This window comes from Streptomyces sp. NPDC024555 (assembly GCF_055559335.1).
In genome coordinates this window covers 194,180-215,066 of record NZ_JBVHKV010000004.1, presented here as the reverse complement: position 1 = coordinate 215,066, position 20,887 = coordinate 194,180, and the positions used below count along the sequence as shown (strand labels likewise).

The window sequence follows — 20,887 nt, the reverse complement described above, 5'->3', positions numbered from 1 at the left end:
GAGGGGAGTCTGCCGGAATCGGGCGGGTACGGCCCGTTCAGTCCTCCCGGGGGACGCGGACCACGCCCTCCTGGATGACGGTGATCGCCAGCCGGCCGTCCCGGGTCCAGATCCGGGCCTGGCCGAGCCCGCGCCCGCCGGACGCGGACGGCGACTCCTGGTCGTACAGCAGCCACTCGTCGGCGCGGAAGGGCCGGTGGAACCACATCGCGTGGTCCAGGCTCGCGCCCACCACGTCGCCCACCGCCCAGCCGCCGCGCCCGTGGGCGAGCAGCACCGAGTCGAGCAGGGTCATGTCGGAGACGTACGTGGCCATGCAGACGTGCAGCAGCGGATCGTCGGCCAGCTTGCCGTTGGTGCGGAACCACACCTGCGAGCGGGGCTCGCGCACCTCGCCGACGGTGCCGAACGGCGGGGCGTCCACGTACCGCAGATCGACCGCGGCCCGCGCCTCGATCAGCTTGTCGACGACCTCGGGGCCGCTGAACCGGTCGGCGTAGCGCGGCAGCAGCTCGGCGGCCGTGGGCAGCGTCTCCGGGTCGGGGGCGGGCGGCATGTCCGCCTGGTGCTCCAGGCCGTCCTCGTACGTCTGGAAGGACGCCGAGAGGTGGAAGATCGGCTGGCCGTGCTGGACGGCGACGACCCGGCGGGTGGTGAAGGAGCGGCCGTCGCGGATCCGGTCGACGCTGTAGACGATCGGTGCCCCGGGGTCGCCCATCCGCAGGAAGTAGGAGTGCAGGGAGTGCGCGGTGCGGTCCGCGGGGACGGTGCGGCCCGCGGCGACGAGCGCCTGGGCCGCGACCTGTCCGCCGAAGACGCGGGGCACGATCGCCGAACGGCTGGTGCCCCGGAAGATGTCCTGCTCGATCTGTTCGAGATCGAGGAGATCCAGCAGATCGAGCAGGGGGTCGGGTGCTGAGCTCATGGAGGAGAACGTAGCCGCTCTACAGGCCCATGGACTTGGCGATGATCGACTTCATGACCTCGCTGGTGCCGCCGTAGATGCGGTTGACCCGGTTGTCCGCGTACAGGCGGGCGATCGGGTACTCGTTCATGAAGCCGTAGCCGCCGTGCAGCTGGAGGCAGCGGTCGATCACGCGGTGCGCGACCTCGGTGCAGAACAGCTTCGCGGAGGCGGCCTCGGCGGCGGACAGCTCACCGGCGTCCAGCGCCTCCAGCGCGCGGTCGGCGACGGCCTGGGCCGCGTCCACCTCGGCCTGGCAGGCGGCCAGCTCGAACTTGGTGTTCTGGAAGGAGGCGACGGTCTTGCCGAAGACCGTGCGGTCCTGCACGTACTCCTTGGCGAAGCGGACGGCCGCCGCGGCCTGGGCGTACGCGCCGAAGGCGATGCCCCAGCGCTCGGAGGCCAGGTTGGTGCCGAGGTAGCCGAAGCCCTTGTTCTCCTCGCCCAGCAGGTCCTCGGCCGGGACCTTGACGTCGACGAAGGCCAGCTCGGCGGTGTCGGAGACCTTCAGGCCCAGCTTGTCGAGCTTGCGGCCGACCGAGTAGCCCTCGGACGTGGTGTCCACGGCGAACAGCGAGATGCCGAAGCGGCGGTCGTCCTCGCGCGGCGCGGAGGTGCGGGCGCAGACGATGACGCGGTCGGCGTGCACACCGCCGGTGATGAAGGTCTTGGCGCCGTTGAGGACGTAGTGCGTGCCGTCCTCGGAGAGCTTGGCGGTGGTCTTCATGCCCGCGACGTCGGAGCCGGTGCCCGGCTCGGTCATCGCGAGGGCCCACATCTCCTCACCGGTCGCGAACTTCGGCAGCCAGCGCTTCTTCTGCTCCTCGGTGGCGAGCATCTTGATGTACGGCAGGCCGAGCAGCGTGTGCACGCCGGAGCCGCCGAAGGACACGCCCGCGCGGGCGGTCTCCTCGTAGATGACCGCCTCGTACTTGTGCGAGTCGATGCCCGCGCCGTCGTACTCCTCGTCGACGTTGATGCCGAAGACGCCCAGCTCGCCGAGCTTCAGATAGAAGTCGCGCGGGGCCTGGCCGGCCGCGAACCAGTCGTCGTAGACCGGTACGACCTCGGCCGCGATGAAGGCGCGGATGGTCTCCCGGAACGCCTCGTGGTCCTCGTTGAATACCGTACGGCGCACGGGGTGCCTCCCTGGTCGGCTTCGCTGGGCTCGGCTAAGCGCTTGCTCAGCCTTGGTTAAAAGTTACCCGGGGGTCACCGGGCTGTCCAGGGTGATGCTCGGCACGCGGCCGGGGCGCCGCGGCACCCCTGTGCCAATAGCGCGGTACGGCAAAGACCGCAAGGGTGCCTCTTCGGCCGCTCCCCCCGGAGGAATCGGTCCATCCGCCCATACGGGGTGGGAAGGACGGGGCCCGGTGCGCAAGCTGGGTGGTGTCCGGTGGCCACGGCAACCGGGGCCACAAGGGTCCCGCCCGAGGCGGGACGCACATCATCAACGGGGGATCACATGAAGGCAGTCATGACACGTTCGCGCGCCCTGGCCGTCGGCGGCGCACTGCTGGCGGGGGTGCTCGCCGCCGGCGCGGGGACCGCTTCGGCGGCGCCCCGGGTGTCCGGGGACACGGCCGTGGGCGCGAGCCGTACGGCGGCCGCCGCCGCGCCGTCGGCCGCCGCGGCGACCTACACCGTGAACATCTGGGCGCAGGTCAACCAGCGTTCCGGCCCGCACACCACGTCCACGAAGATCGGGACGCTGGGGCTGGCCGACAACCCGCACTACGCCCAGTGCTGGACCTACGGCGACAAGGTCGTGGCCGAGGGCTACACGAACAACATCTGGCTCAAGGTGCAGAACAAGGCCAGCGGCAAGTGGGGCTACTCCAGCGCCATCTACTTCAAGGGCAACGAGCGGGGCAACCTCCCCGTCTCCGCGAAGTGCTGACGGTTCACCGTCCGGGCCCGTCCCCGCGGCACTCCGCCGCGGGGGCGGGCCCTCCGCGTGTCCGCCCGTCCCGCCGGAAGCGGAAGCGGAACCGGAACGGAATTGGCTCAAAGAGATCCCCGGGCGGCGTCGCGCCCCAGGGCGAACCACAGCTCCGTCCGGACGTCCATGTCGTCCAGGTCCGCGTCCAGCAGGGCCGCGCAGCGCGCCACGCGCTGGCGGACCGTGTTGCGGTGGACGCCGAGGGCGGTGGCGGTCCGGTCCCAGCCGCCGTGCAGGCTCAGCCAACAGCGCAGGGTCTCGGCGAGCACGGGGGTGAGCGGGGCCAGCAGGGCGCGGGCGTGCGCGTCGGCGGCCCCGGCGTCGACCAGTGAGGCCAGTCCCCGGCCGGTCTCCGCGCCCTGCCGCACCAGAGGGGTGCGGGTGGCCCGCGCCCGGCCCAGCGCACGGGCGGCCTGGGCATCGGCCTCCGCCAGCGCACCGGCCGTCGCGGGCGCCGAGACGCCCAGCGTCCACCCCGGCTGCGGGGAGACCGTGCCGCCGCCGGGGACGAGAACCCTGACCACTCCGCCCGCCGCGGCCGTCCCGGCGCCCGCGTCCACCAGCGCCGAACCCAGCGCCGCGCCGAGCGCGCCCGCCGCGAGCGGGTCCGCCGGGCGGCCGCCGCCGCGGAGCGCGTGCACCACCTCCCAGGACCCGTCCCCGCCCAGCAGCGGGGCGACCGCGGCGGGCTCCGCGCCGAGCAGCAGCCGTACCAGCGCCGCCGAACGGTGTGCCGCGTCGGCGCTCTGGTGCGGGGCCGCCAGCAGGGAGAGCAGGACGACCGCGACCCCGGCGAGGGTGTGATCACCCGCCTCCCGGCCGCCCGCTTCCCGGCCGCCTGCTTCCCGGCCGCCCGCTTCCCCGCCGCCGGTCGCCACCGCGAGGACGAGTCCGTGGCCGCCGCCCAGTCCGTACGCGGACAGCCGCGCGCCGCCCGCCGTGTCGGTGGCCGTCGACGGCGCGCCCCGGTCCGCCGGGGCGACCACGTCCGCGAGGCGGGCCAGGGCGGCGCGGACCGCGGGCGCGGGGAGCCGGCCCGCGGTGTGCAGCTCCTCGCCGCCGGCCGTGCGCAGGACCGCGTACCCGGGCAGCTGGGCCGCCAGCTGGTGCAGCACCGCGGGCACCGGGTCCGGCCGCGCCGCCGCCGTCGCCAGCGCCTGCTGGGCGCGGGCCACCCGGCGCAGCTCACGCAGCCGGGCCTCGGCCATCAGCCGCCACACCGCCCGCGCGATCGCGGTGAACGGGGTCCCGGGCCCCACCTCCACCAGCGGCAGCCCGTGGCGTTCGCAGGCCGCGACCAGCTCCGGCGGCACCGCCTCGTGCACCGGGCGCACCCCGAAGCCGAGCGCCGCCGCGCCCGCCTCCACCAGCCGGGCCGCATAGGCGTCCGGGTCCGTGAGGAGCACCCCGGCCGTCAGCAGCAGCTCCCCGCCGAGCAGATACGGATAGGGGTCCGCCATCTCCGAGGTGTGCACCCATAGCAGCTCGGCGTCGGCGGGCCCCGCGATCCGGCGCAGCCCCAGGTCCTCCAGGGCGAGCAGCGCGGACAGGGCGACGGGCGGGGTGGGCGGTCCGGCCGGGGCGTCGGGCATGGAGGGTTCGTCCATTCGGTGCGGCGGTGCTGTGGGAAACGTACACGCGGGGGCGGTGTCAGTGCCGTCGTGCAGCATCGGGAGGGAACAGAGACGAAGGGGAATCCGCCGTGGCCGTCACCAACGAGCAGCTCGTACAGCACGCCTTCCTGGCCCTGCTGTACGAAGACGAGTACTTCCCGCACCACCTCCTGGACAAGGGCCGGGCGATCCTGGTCCGGCTGTGCGAGCGGATCGAGGCGGAGAACCCCGCCGGACTCCCGGAGCTGTACGCGCTGAGCGCGGTGGCGACCGAGGAGTTCAACGCGCTGGACGAGGAGTTGCAGAAGGCGGGCAGCGAGATCGAGACCGTCGCCCGCGAGGAGATCGCCGAGGACTTCTGGCGCATAGCCCAGGCCTACGGATTCGCGGATGTGGACGTGGAGGAGCTGATCGCCCCGCGCGACTGGTAGGGCGCGCGGGCGGTCCCTCCCGGCTGTGCGGACCGTCCCGGAAGGCCGGTCGATATGGAGGAAACATACACTTCAGGACGGTCCTCCGGCCGCCTAGCGTCGTGGTGGAGCCGTGCCCTGTCCGAGTGGGCGCGGGAGATCCGGCACACTCGCAGGGGCCCGTCCTCCGGTCCGGGCCCGCGCGTCACCGAAGGAAGGCCACCAGCATGAGCAGCAGCGACACCCCGCGCGGCCCCGTCGACTCCTCCCGCGTCCCGCGCTACGCGGGGCCCGCGACCTTCGCCCGGCTGCCCCGGCTGGACGAGGTCGGCACGGCGGACGTCGCCGTCGTCGGGGTGCCCTTCGACGCGGGCGTCTCCTACCGGCCCGGCGCCCGCTTCGGCGGCAACGCGATCCGTGAGGCCTCGCGGCTGCTCCGCCCGTACAACCCGGCGCAGGACGCCTCGCCGTTCGCCCTCGCCCAGGTCGCCGACGCGGGCGACATCGCGGCCAATCCCTTCGACATCAACGAGGCCGTCGAGACGATCGAGGGCGCCGCCGACGAGCTCCTCGCCACCGGCGCCCGGCTGATGACGCTCGGCGGCGACCACACCATCGCGCTGCCGCTGCTGCGGTCCGTCGCCCGGAAGCACGGCCCCGTCGCGCTGCTCCACTTCGACGCCCATCTGGACACCTGGGACACCTACTTCGGCGCCGCCTACACCCACGGCACCCCGTTCCGCCGCGCCGTCGAGGAGGGCATCCTCGACACCTCCGCGCTCTCCCACGTCGGCACCCGGGGCCCGCTCTACGGCAAGCAGGACCTCACCGACGACGCGAAGATGGGCTTCGGCATCGTCACCTCCGCCGACGTCATGCGCCGGGGCGTCGACGAGATCACCGACCAGCTCCGCCAACGCATCGGGGACCGGCCGCTGTACATCTCCATCGACATCGACGTGCTCGACCCGGCGCACGCCCCGGGCACCGGCACCCCCGAGGCCGGCGGCCTCACCTCCCGCGAGCTGCTGGAGATCGTGCGCGGACTCGCCTCCTGCCACCTGGTCTCCGCCGACCTGGTCGAGGTCGCCCCGGCGTACGACCACGCGGAGATCACCTCCGTCGCCGCCTCGCACACCGCCTACGAACTGACGACGATCATGACCCGGCAGATCGCGGAGGCCCGGACGCAGTGAGCCACGACCACGACGAGCGGCCCCCGCTCACCCCCGAGCAGACCGAGGCCGCGCTGAACCCTCCGCCCGGACGCACCGGCGGCGACCTCGTGATCGAGACCCTCCGGGGGCTCGGCGCGACCACCGTCTTCGGGCTGCCCGGACAGCACGCGCTGGGGATCTTCGACGCGCTGCGCCGCTCGCCGCTGAGCTACGTCGGGCTGCGCGTCGAGAACAACGCGGGCTTCGCCGCCGACGCCTACGGACGGATCACCGGCGAGGCCGCCCCGCTGCTGCTGTCCACCGGACCGGGCGCGCTCACCTCGCTCGCCGCCCTCCAGGAGGCGGCCGCCGCCTCCGCGCCGGTGCTCGCGATCTCCAGCCAGGTCCCGGCGGCCGGTCTGGGCGGCGGACGCCACGGCTATCTGCACGAACTGCGCGACCAGCAGGCCTCGTTCCGCGACATCGTGAAGTCCGTGCACCCGGTGCGCACCGCCTCCCAGATCCCGTCCGCGATCGCCGCCGCCTGGGAGTCCGCGCTGACCGCCCCGCACGGCCCGGTCTGGGTCGAGATCCCCGAGGACGTGCTCTCCGCCGAGACCGTGCTGCCGGTGGTCACCGCCCCGGACGCCACCCCGCGCGAGGTGCACGCCCGGCCCGAGCTGATCGCCGTCGCCGCCCATCTGCTCTCCCACGCCCGCCGCCCGGCGATCGTCGCGGGCGGCGGTGTCGTGCGCTCCGACGCCTCCGGCAAGCTGCGCGCCCTCGCCGAGCGGATCGACGCCCCCGTCGTCACCACCTACGGCGGCAAGGGCGCCTTCCCCTGGAACCACCCGCTCTCGCTCCGGTCCTGGATCGAGGACCGGCACACCACCGACTTCCTGGAGGACGCCGACGTCCTGCTCGTCGTCGGCTCCGGACTCGGCGAACTCTCCTCGAACTACTACACGTTCGCCCCGCGCGGCCGGATCGTGCAGATCGAGGCCGACGCCGGGAAGCTGGAGGCCAACCACCCCGCCCTCGGTATCCACGCCGACGCCCGCGACGCCCTCGCCGATCTGCTCGACGCCGTCGCCCCGCGCACCGACCCCACCGCCCCCGCCCGCGTCGCGGAGCTGCTGGACCGGGTCCGCAAGCGGATCGACGCCCAGGGCCGCACCCTGGAACAGCACCTCCTCGCCGAGATCCGCCGCGCGCTGCCCGACAGGTCCCCCAGCTTCTGGGACATGACGATCCTGTCCTACTGGGCCTGGGCCGCCTTCGACGCCCGCCGCCCGAACACCATGCACTCCGCCCAGGGCTCCGGCGGCCTCGGCTACGCCTTCCCCGGCGCGCTCGGCGCGGCCGCCGCCGACCCCGCCACCCCCGTCCTCGCGGTCTCCGGCGACGGCGGCGCGATGTACTCCCTCGCGGAGCTGGCCACCGCCCGCCAGTACGGCCTGCCGGTCACCTGGCTGATCGTGGACGACGGCGGCTACGGCATCCTGCGCGCGTACATGGACGAGTCCTTCGGCGCCACCACCGCGACGGAGCTGGCCCGCCCGGACTTCGTCGCACTGGCCGAGTCCTTCGGCGTCCCCGCCGTCCGCACGGACCCCGACACCCTCGGCGACGACCTGGCCGCCGCGCTCGCGCAGCCCGGCCCCTCGGTCGTCGTCCTGCCCGCCGTCCTGGAGATGTTCGAGCCGACGCATCAGTGACCCGTACAACTTTCGAGCGGTCCAGGAGTCAACTCTGTGGGGCATGCCGGGGGGCGTGCCCGCAGGACCACTCAGGGGACGGGACCGCACACAGATGAAGACACCGCACATACCCCGGCGCGCCCGCGCCGGGCTCGCCGCCGTGCTCGCCGTCGGCGTGATCGCGCCCGTGGCCGCCGGCGCGGCGCCCGCGACGGCCGCCACCTCCACCGTCAGCTGCACCTCCGCCACCTCCGGGCTCGCCGCCCAGCTGACGAAGGACATCACGGCCGCGCTCAAGGGACGCAAGTCGACGACCGCCGTGGCGCTCCACGACCGCACCACCAAGACCACCTGCACACTGCGCGCCACCTCGAAGTACGACTCCGCCAGCGTCGTGAAGGCGACCGTGCTGGCCACCCTGCTCTGGGACAACGCCAAGCGGGGCCGGAGCCTCACCCAGCGCGAGGCGGACCTCAGCACCGCCATGATCACCAAGTCGGACAACGACGCCACCACCGCCCTGTGGAAGCAGCTCGGCGCCGCCAAGGTCAGCGCCTTCCTCAAGGCCGCCGGGATGACCCACACCGTGCCCGGCTCCGGCGGCTACTGGGGCCTCACCCAGATCACCGCCCAGGACGAGCAGCGGCTGCTGACCCTGCTCACCGAGAAGAACTCCGTCCTCACCGACAGCTCCCGCGCCTACGAGCTGGGCCTGATGGCCAAGGTCGTCTCCTCGCAGCGCTGGGGCACCCCCGCCGGAGCCCCGTCCTCCGTCTCGGTCCACGTCAAGAACGGCTGGCTGCAGCGCGCCACCCACGGCTGGCGGGTCCACAGCATCGGCACCTTCAAGGGCAACGGCCACGACTACGTCCTCACGGTCCTCACCCAGGACAACGCGACGATGACCTACGGCGTCGACACCATCCAGGCCGTCGCCAGGGCCGTGCACAAGGACATCAACCGGGCCGCCCCGGCGACGCGCATCCTGCACTCCATGCCCGTCCGCGTCCTGCGCCCGGCCGACGCCCCCGCCGACACCCTCCAGGAAGCGATCCCGCCGGTCCCGGAGGCCCCCGCCGGCCGGATGCTCACCGTGACACCGCAGTAGCGGGAGGCCCCGCCGCAGGTCCTACGACCAACGGCCGGTCTTTGTGAACGGGGGATGAAATCCGCAGCCCGCCGCGTTGGTGCCTTTCGGTAGAGCAGGACGATCGGGAGGCACCGGGTGTCGGACGCAGGAGCGCAGGGGAGCGGGCAGCAGCCGCGCGGCTGGGCGCGGAGGCTGAGCGGCTACGCGTGGCGCTACCGGCGCAACGTACTGCTGGCGCTCGGCTCCTCGCTCGCCGGAATGGCCGTGATGGCCCTCGTCCCGCTCGTCACCAAGGTGATCATCGACGATGTGGTCGTCGGCCACACCCGCTCCCTGGCGGTCTGGACCGGACTGCTGCTCGTCGCCGCCGTCCTCGTCTACGCCTCCACCTACATCCGCCGCTACTACGGCGGCCGGCTCGCCCTGGACGTCCAGCACGACCTGCGGACCGAGATGTACGGGACGATCACCCGGCTCGACGGCCGCCGCCAGGACGAACTCTCCACCGGCCAGGTCGTCGGCCGCGCCACCAGCGACCTCCAGCTGATCCAGAGCCTCCTCTTCATGCTCCCGATGACCATCGGGAACGTCCTGCTCTTCCTGATCTCCCTGGTCGTCATGGCCTGGCTGTCGCCGCCGCTGACCCTGATCGCGGTCGCCGTCGCCCCCGCCCTCTGGTACATCGCCCGCCGCTCCCGCTCCCGGCTCTTCCCCGCCACCTGGTACGCCCAGTCGCAGGCCGCCGCCGTCGCCGGAGTCGTCGACGGGGCCGTCTCCGGCGTCCGCGTCGTCAAGGGCTTCGGCCAGGAGGAGCAGGAGACCGGCAAGCTCCGCGCGGTGAGCCGCCGGCTCTTCGCCGGCCGGCTGCGCACCATCCGGCTGAACTCCCGCTACACCCCCGCCCTCCAGGCCGTCCCCGCCCTCGGCCAGGTCGCGATGCTGGCCCTCGGCGGCTGGCTCGCCACCCGGGGCGAGATCACCCTCGGCACCTTCGTCGCCTTCTCCACCTACCTCGCCCAGCTCGTCGGCCCGGTCCGGATGCTCGCCATGGTCCTCACCGTCGGCCAGCAGGCCCGTGCCGGAGTGGAGCGCGTCCTGGAGCTGATCGACACCGAACCGGCGATCGAGGACGGCACCGAGGTGCTGCCGGCCGGCGTGCCCGTCGGCGTCGAGTTCGACGACGTGCGCTTCGGCTACGGCCCGCAGGACGGCGAGGACCCCGGCCGCGCGGACGGCAGGGCCCCCGCCCGCCCGGTCCTCGACGGCTTCTCGCTGACCATCGAACCCGGCGAGACCGTCGCCCTCGTCGGCGCGTCCGGCAGCGGCAAGTCCACCGTCTCGCTGCTCGTGCCCCGCTTCTACGACGTCTCGCGCGGCGCGGTCCGGGTCGGCGGCCACGACGTCCGCGAGCTGACCTGGGACTCGCTGCGGGCCGCCATCGGACTCGTACCGGAGGACAGCTTCCTGTTCTCCGACAGCATCCGCGCCAACATCGCCTACGGACAGCCCGACGCCACCGACGAGCAGATCCGCGCCGCCGCCCGCTCCGCCCAGGCCGACCGCTTCATCGCGGAGCTGCCCGAGGGCTACGACACCGTCGTCGGCGAACACGGACTCACCCTCTCCGGCGGCCAGCGCCAGCGCGTCGCCCTTGCCCGCGCCATCCTCACCGACCCCCGGCTGCTCCTCCTCGACGACGCCACCTCGGCCGTCGACGCCCGCGTCGAGCACGAGATCCACGACGCCCTGCGGCAGGTCATGGCCGGCCGCACCACCCTGCTGATCGCCCACCGCCGCTCCACCCTCGGCCTCGCCGACCGCATCGCCGTCCTGGAGGACGGCCGGCTCGCCGACATCGGCACCCACGAGGAGCTGGAACGCCGTTCCCCGCTCTACCGCCGGCTGCTCACCGACCCCGACGAACTGGGCGGCACCTCGCCCGGACACCGGCCGGTGGCCGGTGCCGAGGAGCGGGCCGAGGACCGGGCGCTCCAGGAGGAGATCGACGCCCAGTTCGACGCCGAGCGCGGCATCACGCCCGCACTGTGGGTCCGCAAGGAGGAGGAGCGCGAGACGGGCGCGGCCGGGATGCCCGCCACGCCCGAGCTGCTCGCCCAGGTCGAGGCCCTGCCCCCGGCGACCGACACCCCCGCCGTCGACGAGGCCCGCGCGGTGCGCACCGAGGACTCCTACGGGCTGCGCCGGCTGCTGCACGGTTTCGGGCTGCCGCTGCTGGTGAGCCTGCTCCTGGTGGCCACCGACGCCGGGGCCGGGCTGCTGCTGCCGGTGCTGATCCGCAACGGCATCGACGAGGGCGTCACCCAGCTGGCGCTCGGCGCGGTCTGGTCCGCCTCCGCCTTCGCCCTGGTCGTCGTCCTCGTCCAGTGGGCGGCCCAGATCGGCGAGACCCGGATGACCGGCCGCACCGGCGAGCGGGTGCTGTACGCGCTGCGGCTGAAGATCTTCGCCCAGCTCCAGCGGCTCGGCCTGGACTACTACGAGCGCGAGCTGACCGGCCGCATCATGACCCGGATGACCACGGACGTGGACGCGCTGTCCACGTTCCTCCAGACCGGTCTGGTCACGGCGTTCGTCTCCGTGGTCACCTTCCTCGGCATCATGGTCGCGCTGCTGGTCCTCGACGTGGAACTGGCCCTGGTCGTCTTCGCCACCCTGCCCGTCCTCGTCGTCGGCACGGTCCTGTTCCGCCGCCGCAGCGTCAAGGCGTACGAACTGGCCCGGGAGCGCATCGGCGCGGTCAACGCCGACCTCCAGGAGTCCGTCTCCGGGCTCCGGATCGTCCAGGCCTTCCGCCGCGAGCGGGACGGCGCCGAGCGCTTCGCCGACCGCAGCGACCACTACCGCGAGGCCCGGGTGCGCGGCCAGTGGCTGATCTCGGTCTACTTCCCGTTCGTCCAGCTGCTGTCGTCCGCGGCCGCCGCCGCCGTGCTGATCGTCGGCGCGGGGCGGGTGGACAACGGCACGCTGACCGCCGGTGCGCTGGTCGCCTATCTGCTCTACATCGACCTGTTCTTCGCCCCGGTCCAGCAGCTCTCCCAGGTCTTCGACGGCTACCAGCAGGCCACCGTCTCGCTCGGCCGGATCCAGGAGCTGCTGCGCGAACCGGCCTCCACCACCGACCGTGCCGGTGCCCGGGACGTGCCGTCGCTGCGCGGCGAGATCGCGTTCGAGGACGTGTCCTTCGCGTACGGAGGGGAGGAGCCCGCCCTGACCGGTGTGGACCTGCGCATCCCGGCCGGGCAGACGGTCGCCTTCGTCGGCGAGACCGGCGCGGGCAAGTCGACCCTGGTCAAGCTCGTCGCCCGGTTCTACGACCTGACCGGCGGCCGGATCACGGCCGACGGCACCGATCTGCGCGATCTGGGTCTGACCGCCTACCGGCACCGGCTCGGCGTCGTCCCCCAGGAGGCGTACCTCTTCCCGGGTACGGTCCGGGACGCCATCGCCTACGGGCGGCCGGAGGCCACCGACGCCGAGGTGGAGGCGGCGGCCCGCGCGGTCGGCGCGCACGACATGATCGCCACGCTGGAGGGCGGCTACCTCCACGAGGTCGCCGAGCGCGGCCGCAATCTGTCGGCCGGCCAGCGCCAGCTGGTCGCCCTGGCCCGCGCCGAGCTGGTCGACCCCGACATCCTGCTGCTCGACGAGGCGACCGCCTCCCTCGACCTGGCCAGCGAGGCCCTGGTCAACCAGGCCACCGACCGGCTCGCCGGCCGCCGCACCACCCTCGTCGTCGCCCACCGCCTCACCACCGCCGCCCGCGCCGACCGGGTCGTGGTGATGGACCACGGCCGGGTCGTCGAGGACGGGACGCACGACGAACTGCTCGCCCGGGACGGGCGCTACGCCGTGCTGTGGCGCACCTTCATCGGGGAGGACGAGCCGGCGGGCGTCTGACCGCCGGCCGCACGCTCCGGGCGGCCCGGTGCAACCTCCGGACGGGTGGTGCGCGTCGTAGGCACATGGACGTGTGTGCGCTCAGGTGTCGGGCAGGAGCGCTGGTGTTCGACGGAGCGATGGGGCTGCTGTGATCAGAGGGACCGTGAGGAATGGCCGGCGCATACGGGGGAGCGGCGGCCCGAACCGGCTGCTGGTCCTCGCCCTGACGACCGCCCTGGGGTTCGTGGCCGGCGGGGTGGAGGCCACCTCGGCCACCGCCGCGTCGGTCTGCGCCGGGCGGCCCGCCAAGACGGTCCGGTTCGCGACGGGGGAGCTGCGCGTCTACCGGACCCGCGCCTACGCCTGCGCCACGGCGGTCGCCGCCAAGCCCGGGGCGCGCCGCGCGATGGCCGTACGCATCCAGCCGCGCGGCGGGCTCCCGGTCACCGACAGCGGCTCGTTCACCCGGCAGGCCGGGCCGGTGACCGTGCACGCGCTGAACCGGTGCGTGCGGGTCTCGGGCACGATCGCGGGAAAGTCCGGCAGCACGCCGTGGATTCTCTGCTGACCGGGTGACCTGCCCGCATGCCCCCGCCGCAGGGGCTGGTGGTACCGCTGCCGCCCCGCTAGGTTCACGTCGAACTGCTGTGAATCATGGGGAGGGTGCATGCGTAAGGCGTTCAGAGGGATCCTGTCGCTCGCGGTGCTGATCGGCACGGTCGGCGCGACGGGTGCCTCGGCCGGGGCGGCCACCGCCGCCGAACCGGCCGTGAACGGATCCGCCGTCACGGACAGCGGGACCAGCACGGACATCAAGGACCGCATCCTGGCGATCCCGGGAATGAGCCTCATCGAGGAGAAGCCCTACGCCGGATACCGCTACTTCGTCCTCAACTACACGCAGCCGGTCGACCACCGGAACCCCTCCAAGGGGACGTTCCAGCAGCGGATCACCCTGCTGCACAAGGACACCTCCCGGCCGACCGTGTTCTACACCAGCGGCTACAACGTCTCCACCAACCCCAGCCGCTCCGAGCCGACCCGCATCGTCGACGGCAACCAGGTCTCCCTGGAGTATCGGTTCTTCACCCCGTCGCGCCCCGCCCCGGCCGACTGGTCCAAGCTCGACATCTGGCAGGCCGCCAGCGACCAGCACCGCGTCTTCACCGCGCTGAAGCGCATCTACTCCAAGAACTGGCTGGCCACCGGCGGTTCGAAGGGCGGCATGACCGCCACCTACTTCGAGCGCTTCTACCCCAGGGACATGGACGGCGTCGTCGCGTACGTCGCGCCCAACGACGTGGTCAACAAGGAGGACTCGGCCTACGACCGGTTCTTCGCCACCGTCGGCACCAAGGAGTGCCGCGACCGGCTCCAGGGCGTCCAGCGCGAGGCCCTGGTCCGCCGCGAGCCGCTGGAGGAGAAGTACGCCCAGTACGCCGCCGCCAACGGCTACACCTTCACCACCGTCGGCACCCTCGACAAGGCCTACGAGGCCGTCGTCATGGACTACGTCTGGGCCTACTGGCAGTACAGCCTGCTCTCGGACTGCGACACGATCCCGGCCGACGCGAAGAACGCCACCGACCAGGAGATCTGGGACTCGGTCGACGGCATCTCCGGCTTCTCCGCCTACGCCGACCAGGGGCTCGCCAACTACACCCCGTACTACTACCAGGCGGGCACCCAGCTCGGCTCGCCCGACATCAAGCAGCCCTGGCTCGGCAAACTCAGCCGCTACGGCTACCAGCCGCCGCGCACCTTCGTCCCCCGCTCGATCCCGATGAAGTTCCAGCCCTCGGCGATGCGGGACGTCGACACCTGGGTCCGCAACCACGCCGAGAACATGCTGTACGTCTACGGCGAGAACGACCCGTGGGGCGCCGAGCGCTTCCGGCCCGGCCACCGGGCCCGTGACAGCTACGTCTTCACCGTCCCCGGCGGCAACCACGGCTCGAACGTCGCCGGGCTGCCCGCGGCGCAGAACGCCACGGCCACCGCGGCCATCCTGCGCTGGGCCGGTGTCGCCCCGGCCGCCGTCCAGGCGGACCCGGCGAACGCCAAGCCGCTCGCGAAGTTCGACGCGCGGCTCGACAAGAAGGACCTGACGACCGATCACCGGCTCGGCGTCCGGCGCCCGTAGCGCACCCACACGCCGGCGGACGCTCCCCGCGTCCGCCGGCGTTCCCGCGAGGGACCCCCCGTGAACAAGCCACCGTGGCCAGGATCGATCATGGGGAGGTGACATCGCAGAACGGGAAGACCGCACGTGCCGTGGGCGTCGACACGACCGGCACGGCGGCGGGAGGGGGCGCCGTGTTCCGCACCGCGGACATGCGGGCCGCGCGGGGACTGGAGACGTGGAGACGTCTGATCGGGGAGTCCCGCGCCTGTGACGTGAGCGCGGAACGCGCCGACGCGTTCCGGGCCAGCGTGCGCAGCCTGAAGATGGGCCGGGTGACGCTGCTGCGCTCGTCGTTCTCCGGGGTGCGGATCGCCAACGAACCGGCCCTGGCCCGCCCGGAGGACCCGGGCATGTACCACCTGACGCTGGTCCTCAGGGGCGGTCTGGCCCTGACCCGCGGCTCGGAGTCGACGCAGACCTTCCGGCCGGGCGACCTCCATGTGCTCGACGACTCGGTCTCCGTGGAACTCGGGACGTACGGCTCCCGGAGCGTCCCCGCGCACGAACGCTCCGTCGAGGCCATCGGCCTGGACCTGCCGGTGTCGCTGCTGCCCTGGTCGCCGGAGCAGCTGGCCCAGGTGCAGGGGCGCGGCTTCTCCGCCGAGGACGGTGTCGGCGCGGTCCTCGGGGAGTTCCTGCTGTCGGTGGACCGCCGCGCCGCCTCGCTGGGACCGGCGGAGGCCGCCCGGCTGAGCACGGCCGCGGTCGGCCTGGTCGCGGCCTGGCTGGCCCCGAGGGTCGGGGCGGCGGCCGAACCCCCGCAGGAGGCCCGGCTGCGCGAACTGATGGAGGACATCCGCGCGTTCATCGAGCGCAATCTCCACGACCCCGGGCTGACCCCGGCCGTGGTCGCCGAGGCGCACCACATCTCCCTCAGCTACCTCCACCGCGTCTTCGGCCAGCAGTCGAACGGCGCGACCGTCGCGGCCTGGATCCGCGCCCAGCGGCTGGAGCGGGCACGCCTCGATCTGGAGGACCCGGCCCTGCGCTCCCTCCCCGTCCACGCCGTCGCGGCCCGCTGGGGCATCCCGCGCCCCTCCGACTTCAGCCGGGCGTTCCGCGCGGCCCACGGCGTCTCGCCCCAGGAGCACCGGATGCGCCGGCTGAACGGCACGGACGCCCCGCAGGACCGCTCCGGAGCCGCCTGACCGGCGCCGATGCGCAATGCGTCGTCGGGTTCTGAGCGATGCGTACACCGGATCCCGCCGACGGGCCGGAAGCCGGCTCCCCGTTGTTAGGTTGCGGTGGTCCCCATTCGGGAAGGGACGGGGACCACCGGGGGAACGGGGGAACCGGGCGAGCGGCCGCACACGCGGCTGCCCGCCCGGTCGTTCCCCCGTGTTGCTCCGGCTAGTACGAGAGCCCGTACCCGACGGGGTACAGCACCTTCGACGGGTCGTCGGCGCGCTGGACCGGGACCGGGAGCTTGCCCTGTGGTCTCGCCCGCCCGGAGATCACCCGGGCCGCAGCGCGCAGTTCGACATCGGTCCAGGAGTACGCGGCCAGGTTCGCCGCGTATCCGGTCCCGTCCAGCTGGGCGATGTCGTACGGGTTGCGGATGGCGATCGTGATGACGGGGACGCCGGTCGCGGCCAGTTCGCGCACCAGGGTGCGCTGCGAACTGCTCGCCGTGACGTTGTACGTCCCCACCACGACCGCGTCCTTGCCGGCCGCCGCGGCCACCGCCGCGTCGATGGACGCCCGGGTCGGCGCGGTGCCGGTGGACAGGGCCGTGGCCGTGTGGCCCAGTTCGTTGAACGCCTCGGCCAGCGTGGTCGTCGGCGGGCCCGTCGTTCCCGAGGGGGAGGCCGGGTCGGCGCCCACGACCAGCAGGTTCTTGTGCGAGCGCCGCGACAGCGGCAGCACCGCGCCCGGGTTGGCCAGCAGGGTGGTGGTGTGCTCGGCGATCCGGTCGGCGGCGGCGAGGTGCGCCGGGGTGCCGACCGTGCGGTCCACGCCCCGGGCGCTGACGTACGGGTCGTCGAACAGCCCCAGCTTGGCCTTCAGCCGCAGAATGCGCAGGATCGATTCGTCGAGCCGGGCCTCGCTGACCTCACCGCTCTTGACGGCCGCCAGCAGCGCGTTCCAGGACACGTCCAGGCTCGGCGGGTTGAGCAGTTGGTCGACACCCGCCTGGAGCGCGAGCACCGGCACCCGGTCGTCCCCGTACTTGGTCCGCACGCCCTCCATGCCGAGCGAGTCGGTGACCACGACGCCGTCGTAGCCCAGCTCCTCGCGCAGGATGCCGGTGAGGATCGGCTTCGACAGCGTGGCCGGGTCCTCGGCCGGGTCGAGCGCGGGCACCACGATGTGCGCGGTCATGATCGAGTCGATGCCCGCGGCGATGGCCGCCCTGAACGGCGGTGCGTCCAGCTCGGCCCACTGCTCCCGGGTGTGACCGATCACCGGCAGTCCGGTGTGGCTGTCGGTGCTGGTGTCCCCGTGGCCCGGGAAGTGCTTGGCCGTGGAGGCGATCTTGGCGCTCTGATACCCCTTCACCTGCGCGGCGACCATCCCCGCCACGGACTGCGGGTCGGAGCCGAAGGACCGGACGCCGATCACCGGGTTGGCCGGGTTGACGTTGACGTCCGCGTCCGGGGCGTAGTTCTGGCGGATGCCGATGGCGGCCAGCTCCGCGCCCGCGATCTGCCCGGCCCTGCGGGCGTCGGACCGCGATCCGCCCGCGCCCAGCGCCATCGCGCCCGGCATCAGCGTGGCCGGCTCGCCGACCCGGCAGACGATGCCGTGCTCCTGGTCGGTGGAGATGAGCAGGGGGAGCCGGCTGGGACCGGAGAGCCCGGCCCGCTGGATGCCGTTGGAGAGTTCGGCGATCTGCTGCGGGTCGCGGGTGTTGTGCGCCCAGGCGAAGTAGATGATCCCGCCCACGTGGTACTTGGCGATCATCTCCGCCGCGTTGCGCACCCCGATCTCCGCGAGGTTGGCGTCGATGTCCGCCTGGTCGGGGTCCGTGGCGGAGTGCCCGTAGACCCGCATGACGAAGAGCTGGCCGACCTTCTCCTCCAGGCTCATCCGGGAGATGAGCCGCTTCAGCCGCCGGGTGGTGGCGGCGGAGGTGTGGCTGGTGGGCGCGGACTTCTGGGCGGCGAGGGCGCCGGGGGCGGTCGCCATGCCCGCGGCCGCCGCGACGGCGGTGGCCGCGGTGGCGGTGAGAAGGGTCCGTCGGGAGGTGCGGTCGTGCACGTGAGCTCCTTCGGCCGTACTCGGTGACGAGGGGGTGGTGAAAGAAACTGCCAAGGAGCACGGATATCCAGAAAATAACTTCCGGTCAAGAGTGCGAGCCGTTTCCGCGCGTCCCCGGCCCCGGCGGGTGCGAGGTGCGTGGGCATCTGTGTGAACTCGACCACATGTGACCGCGGTTGGGTCCTGGGGCCTATGTGGGGCCCACGGCATTCGCATTAGCGTACGAATATGACTGGTGTGGGTGGGGGAACTGACGGGGCGCCGGTTACGGGGCGCATGCCGTTGCCGAGGCCGTTGCTGTGGGTGCAGGGGCTGCAATGGGTCCAGGCGGGGCTGGCCCTGGTCTATGTGCTGTCCGTGCTGTCGATGGTCACCTACGTCAACGGCGAACTGCTCGGCGTGCTGGTGTACGACTCCCTGCCGAGCGTGGTGGGCGTGGTGCTGGCGCGGCGGGTGATGCGCGGGGGCGTATGGGTGGCCCGGGGGCTCGTGGCCGTCCAGTGCTGGCTGCTGTGGCTGTCGTTCGTCTCGCTGCTGCACCTGGACTTCCGCGGGTTCACCCAGACCGCGCTTCCGATCGCGGTGCTGGTGCTGGTGCGCACGCCGCAGGCCCGTGCCTGGTTCGCCTCGCCCGTGGACCGGCGTGAGCGGCCGAGGGCCTTCCGCATCGAGCGGATGATCCTGTGGCGCCGTGACGCGGGCCAGACGGCGACGGAGTACGTGGGCCTGATCCTGGTGGTCGCGGCCGTCGTCACGGCGCTGGTGGCGACGGGGGTCGGCGGCGAGATCGCGGGGAAGTTCGGCACCCAGGTGTGCCGGATCGTCGGGGGCGGCGACTGCGGCGGCGGTGGCGGCGGCGCGGACACGGAAGCGGGCGATCCGGCGAAGTCCGGGGACGCGGGCGGCGGTTCGGGCGGCACCGGCCGTGAGGGCGGCACCGGCCGTGAGGGAGGCACCGGTGACACCGGCGGCTCCGGGGACCCGGGCGACGTCGTGGTCGTGAGCGGGGACGGCGATACGCACCCGGTCGCGCCCGGCCCCCTGCACCGCGAGGTCGACAACGACGACTTCAAGGAGGACCCCGACGAGCCGCTGATCCCCGACGAGCGCGACGACCGCAGCTGGTGGGACCACACCCGCGGCTTCTTCGTCGCCCCGTTCACCGGGCTCGTGAACGACACGTACGCGCTGGTCACCAACCCCAAGAAGGTGGTCACGGACAGCTGGAACGGGCTGAAGGGCTACACCACCGACTGGTGGAAGAAGAAGGGCGGCAGCGTCTCCGAGAAGTGGAAGAAGGGGGACAAGCTCGGGGCCGTCTGGGACGGCGCGAAGAAGGGCCTGCACTTCGGGTGGGACCTGGGCACGGACATGTTCGTGGACAAGGAGAACTGGAAGAAGGGCAACTACGGGGCGTCCGTCGGGAACACGCTGCTCGGCGTCGTCGGCATCCTCTCGCCCAAGACCTTCAAGAAGTTCACCAAGCTCAACAAGATCAAGAAGCCGAAGTTCCCGGACACCCCGTCGGGGCGCGCGGCCGAAGCCGCCGGCAAGGCCGACGAGGCGGCGAAACGCGGCGATCTCGGCGAGGCCCAGAAGCATGCCGACGAGGCGCGGAAGCACGCGGACGAGGCCGCCGAGAAGGCGCGCAAGAGCCAGAAGGAGGCGTGCAAGAACATCGCGATGGCGCCGGGGCGCGTCGTGGTCGCCCGGACGGTGGGCGCGGCCTCCGGCCCCGCCACCCGGGAGCGGCAGGCCGCGCCCGCCGTGCTCCGCACGGGTGGAACCGGACCGGCCGTCTTCACGAACGCCAGTCAGTGCGGCCCGGACGACGATGCGGTCAAGGCCGCCCGGGAGGCCCGGCAGCAGGCCCTCGACGCGCAGGAGGCCGTGCTGCGCGAGGCGATGAAGCAGGCCAAGGGGGAGGGCGTCCGCATCCAGGACGACGAGCTGAAGCGGCTCCTGGACCGGGCCAAGGACGATCCGGACCCGTCGAAGAAGGAGATCGGCAAGGAGGCGGCGGCGGACGCGCTGAAGGACGTCACGGATCTGCTGCGGCAGAAGAACGTCGACGGGCTGAGCCGCCAGAAGCTCGGCGCCAAGGTCCTCAACGCCAAGAACGCCGACCAGCTGGCCGAGGCCCTGGCCGAGTCCAACACCGTGCGCCGGGTCGCCCGTGACGAGGCGGCCGACGGGACCCTCGTCCACTCGGCGGTCGGCGACAAGTTCAAGCTGACGGAGGTCCCCGACGGGAACGGCGGAACGTTCGACGTCGCGGGCATCGACGACGTCGACGTCGTGTACCGGGGGAAGGACGGCACGGTGAACGTCGTGGAGGTGAAGAACCGCGGCAACGCGACGACCTCCCCGTCCCTGCCCGCCCAGGTGAAGCGCCTCGGCGAGTGGCAGAAGGCGGAGCCCGGCCGGAAGGCCCGTTACGAGATCGAGACCACCGACGGCTGGTACAAGATCTTCGACGGGTTCAACAAGCCGTCCAACAAGAACAAGCCGCGGCCCCCGGGCACCCCCGCGACCGAGATGGCCAAGAACGGCGTCGGGGCCCGCATCGCGGGTCAGGACCTGAGTCCGGACCAGCTCAGGAGAATGGACGAGGCCTGGAACGCCAAGAGCGACAGCGAGAAGTACGAGGCACGCATGACCGGCAAGCTGAAGGACCCCAGGACGGCGATGGAATACCTGGGTGTCTCGTGACGGAGGACGGCGA

Annotated in this window: 14 protein-coding genes; 10 read left to right on the top strand and 4 right to left on the bottom strand. The window is 72.7% G+C overall.

Annotation, left to right across the window (positions count from 1 at the left end):
• Positions 1 to 37 precede the first annotated feature (37 nt).
• Together tesB and ACZ4FH_RS08595 are read right to left on the bottom strand one after the other, a co-directional pair.
• Positions 38 to 925 (bottom strand): acyl-CoA thioesterase II, encoded by an 888-nt coding sequence (tesB, locus tag ACZ4FH_RS08600; protein ID WP_467303307.1) that lies wholly within the window; start codon positions 923 to 925, stop codon positions 38 to 40.
• 19 nt (positions 926 to 944) lie between these two features.
• A complete protein-coding gene (locus tag ACZ4FH_RS08595; protein ID WP_467303306.1) occupies positions 945 to 2,102 on the bottom strand; it encodes an acyl-CoA dehydrogenase family protein in 1,158 nt (385 codons plus the stop codon).
• Positions 2,103 to 2,441: 339 nt separating this feature from the next.
• Here ACZ4FH_RS08595 and ACZ4FH_RS08590 point away from each other — a divergent pair, with 339 nt between their 5' ends.
• Entirely contained in the window at positions 2,442 to 2,864 is a 423-nt protein-coding gene (locus tag ACZ4FH_RS08590) for an SH3 domain-containing protein (protein WP_467303304.1), read from the top strand.
• A gap of 107 nt (positions 2,865 to 2,971) precedes the next feature.
• Here the strand turns inward: ACZ4FH_RS08590 and ACZ4FH_RS08585 are convergent, their stop codons facing one another.
• Entirely contained in the window at positions 2,972 to 4,498 is a 1,527-nt protein-coding gene (locus ACZ4FH_RS08585; RefSeq protein ID WP_467303303.1) for a PucR family transcriptional regulator, read from the bottom strand.
• 110 nt (positions 4,499 to 4,608) lie between these two features.
• Here ACZ4FH_RS08585 and ACZ4FH_RS08580 point away from each other — a divergent pair, with 110 nt between their 5' ends.
• The 8 genes from ACZ4FH_RS08580 to ACZ4FH_RS08545 all read left to right on the top strand — a co-directional run bounded on the left by ACZ4FH_RS08580 (position 4,609) and on the right by ACZ4FH_RS08545 (position 16,109).
• Entirely contained in the window at positions 4,609 to 4,950 is a 342-nt protein-coding gene (locus tag ACZ4FH_RS08580) for a DUF5713 family protein (RefSeq protein WP_467303302.1), read from the top strand.
• Between the two features lie 206 nt (positions 4,951 to 5,156).
• Positions 5,157 to 6,125, top strand: coding sequence for an agmatinase (speB, locus tag ACZ4FH_RS08575; protein WP_467303300.1), 969 nt, complete (start codon positions 5,157 to 5,159; stop codon positions 6,123 to 6,125).
• Entirely contained in the window at positions 6,122 to 7,804 is a 1,683-nt protein-coding gene (locus ACZ4FH_RS08570; protein ID WP_467303299.1) for a thiamine pyrophosphate-binding protein, read from the top strand. Before speB ends, ACZ4FH_RS08570 begins: the two co-directional genes overlap by 4 nt.
• A 94-nt stretch (positions 7,805 to 7,898) precedes the next feature.
• Entirely contained in the window at positions 7,899 to 8,894 is a 996-nt protein-coding gene (locus tag ACZ4FH_RS08565; RefSeq protein WP_467303298.1) for a serine hydrolase, read from the top strand.
• Between the two features lie 117 nt (positions 8,895 to 9,011).
• Positions 9,012 to 12,794 carry an ABC transporter ATP-binding protein gene (locus ACZ4FH_RS08560; protein ID WP_467303297.1) on the top strand — a complete coding sequence of 1,261 codons (3,783 nt, stop codon included), beginning with the start codon at positions 9,012 to 9,014 and terminating at the stop codon, positions 12,792 to 12,794.
• A gap of 145 nt (positions 12,795 to 12,939) precedes the next feature.
• The gene (locus tag ACZ4FH_RS08555) at positions 12,940 to 13,344 is read left to right on the top strand and encodes a hypothetical protein (protein WP_467303295.1); all 405 of its coding nucleotides are present in this window, start codon (positions 12,940 to 12,942) and stop codon (positions 13,342 to 13,344) included.
• 99 nt (positions 13,345 to 13,443) lie between these two features.
• Entirely contained in the window at positions 13,444 to 14,919 is a 1,476-nt protein-coding gene (locus ACZ4FH_RS08550; protein WP_467303293.1) for a S28 family serine protease, read from the top strand.
• 98 nt (positions 14,920 to 15,017) lie between these two features.
• Positions 15,018 to 16,109 carry an AraC family transcriptional regulator gene (locus tag ACZ4FH_RS08545; RefSeq protein ID WP_467303291.1) on the top strand — a complete coding sequence of 364 codons (1,092 nt, stop codon included), beginning with the start codon at positions 15,018 to 15,020 and terminating at the stop codon, positions 16,107 to 16,109.
• A gap of 202 nt (positions 16,110 to 16,311) precedes the next feature.
• Here ACZ4FH_RS08545 and ACZ4FH_RS08540 read toward each other — a convergent pair whose 3' ends face one another.
• Positions 16,312 to 18,162 carry a glycoside hydrolase family 3 protein gene (locus ACZ4FH_RS08540; protein WP_467303290.1) on the bottom strand — a complete coding sequence of 617 codons (1,851 nt, stop codon included), beginning with the start codon at positions 18,160 to 18,162 and terminating at the stop codon, positions 16,312 to 16,314.
• 276 nt (positions 18,163 to 18,438) lie between these two features.
• On the opposite strand from ACZ4FH_RS08540, the gene ACZ4FH_RS08535 reads away from it, so the two are divergent.
• The gene (locus ACZ4FH_RS08535) at positions 18,439 to 20,874 is read left to right on the top strand and encodes a hypothetical protein (RefSeq protein WP_467303289.1); all 2,436 of its coding nucleotides are present in this window, start codon (positions 18,439 to 18,441) and stop codon (positions 20,872 to 20,874) included.
• Positions 20,875 to 20,887 lie beyond the last annotated feature (13 nt).

What these genes read in the sequence shown, in the direction of transcription:
- tesB (WP_467303307.1), bottom strand. Translation starts at nt 925, where the DNA reads ATGAGCTCAGCACCCGACCCCCTGCTCGATCTGCTGGATCTCCTCGAT.
- ACZ4FH_RS08590 (WP_467303304.1), top strand. Translation starts at nt 2,442, where the DNA reads ATGACACGTTCGCGCGCCCTGGCCGTCGGCGGCGCACTGCTGGCGGGG.
- ACZ4FH_RS08585 (WP_467303303.1), bottom strand. Translation starts at nt 4,498, where the DNA reads ATGCCCGACGCCCCGGCCGGACCGCCCACCCCGCCCGTCGCCCTGTCC.
- speB (WP_467303300.1), top strand. Translation starts at nt 5,157, where the DNA reads ATGAGCAGCAGCGACACCCCGCGCGGCCCCGTCGACTCCTCCCGCGTC.
- ACZ4FH_RS08565 (WP_467303298.1), top strand. Translation starts at nt 7,899, where the DNA reads ATGAAGACACCGCACATACCCCGGCGCGCCCGCGCCGGGCTCGCCGCC.
- ACZ4FH_RS08550 (WP_467303293.1), top strand. Translation starts at nt 13,444, where the DNA reads ATGCGTAAGGCGTTCAGAGGGATCCTGTCGCTCGCGGTGCTGATCGGC.
- ACZ4FH_RS08535 (WP_467303289.1), top strand. Translation starts at nt 18,439, where the DNA reads ATGCCGTTGCCGAGGCCGTTGCTGTGGGTGCAGGGGCTGCAATGGGTC.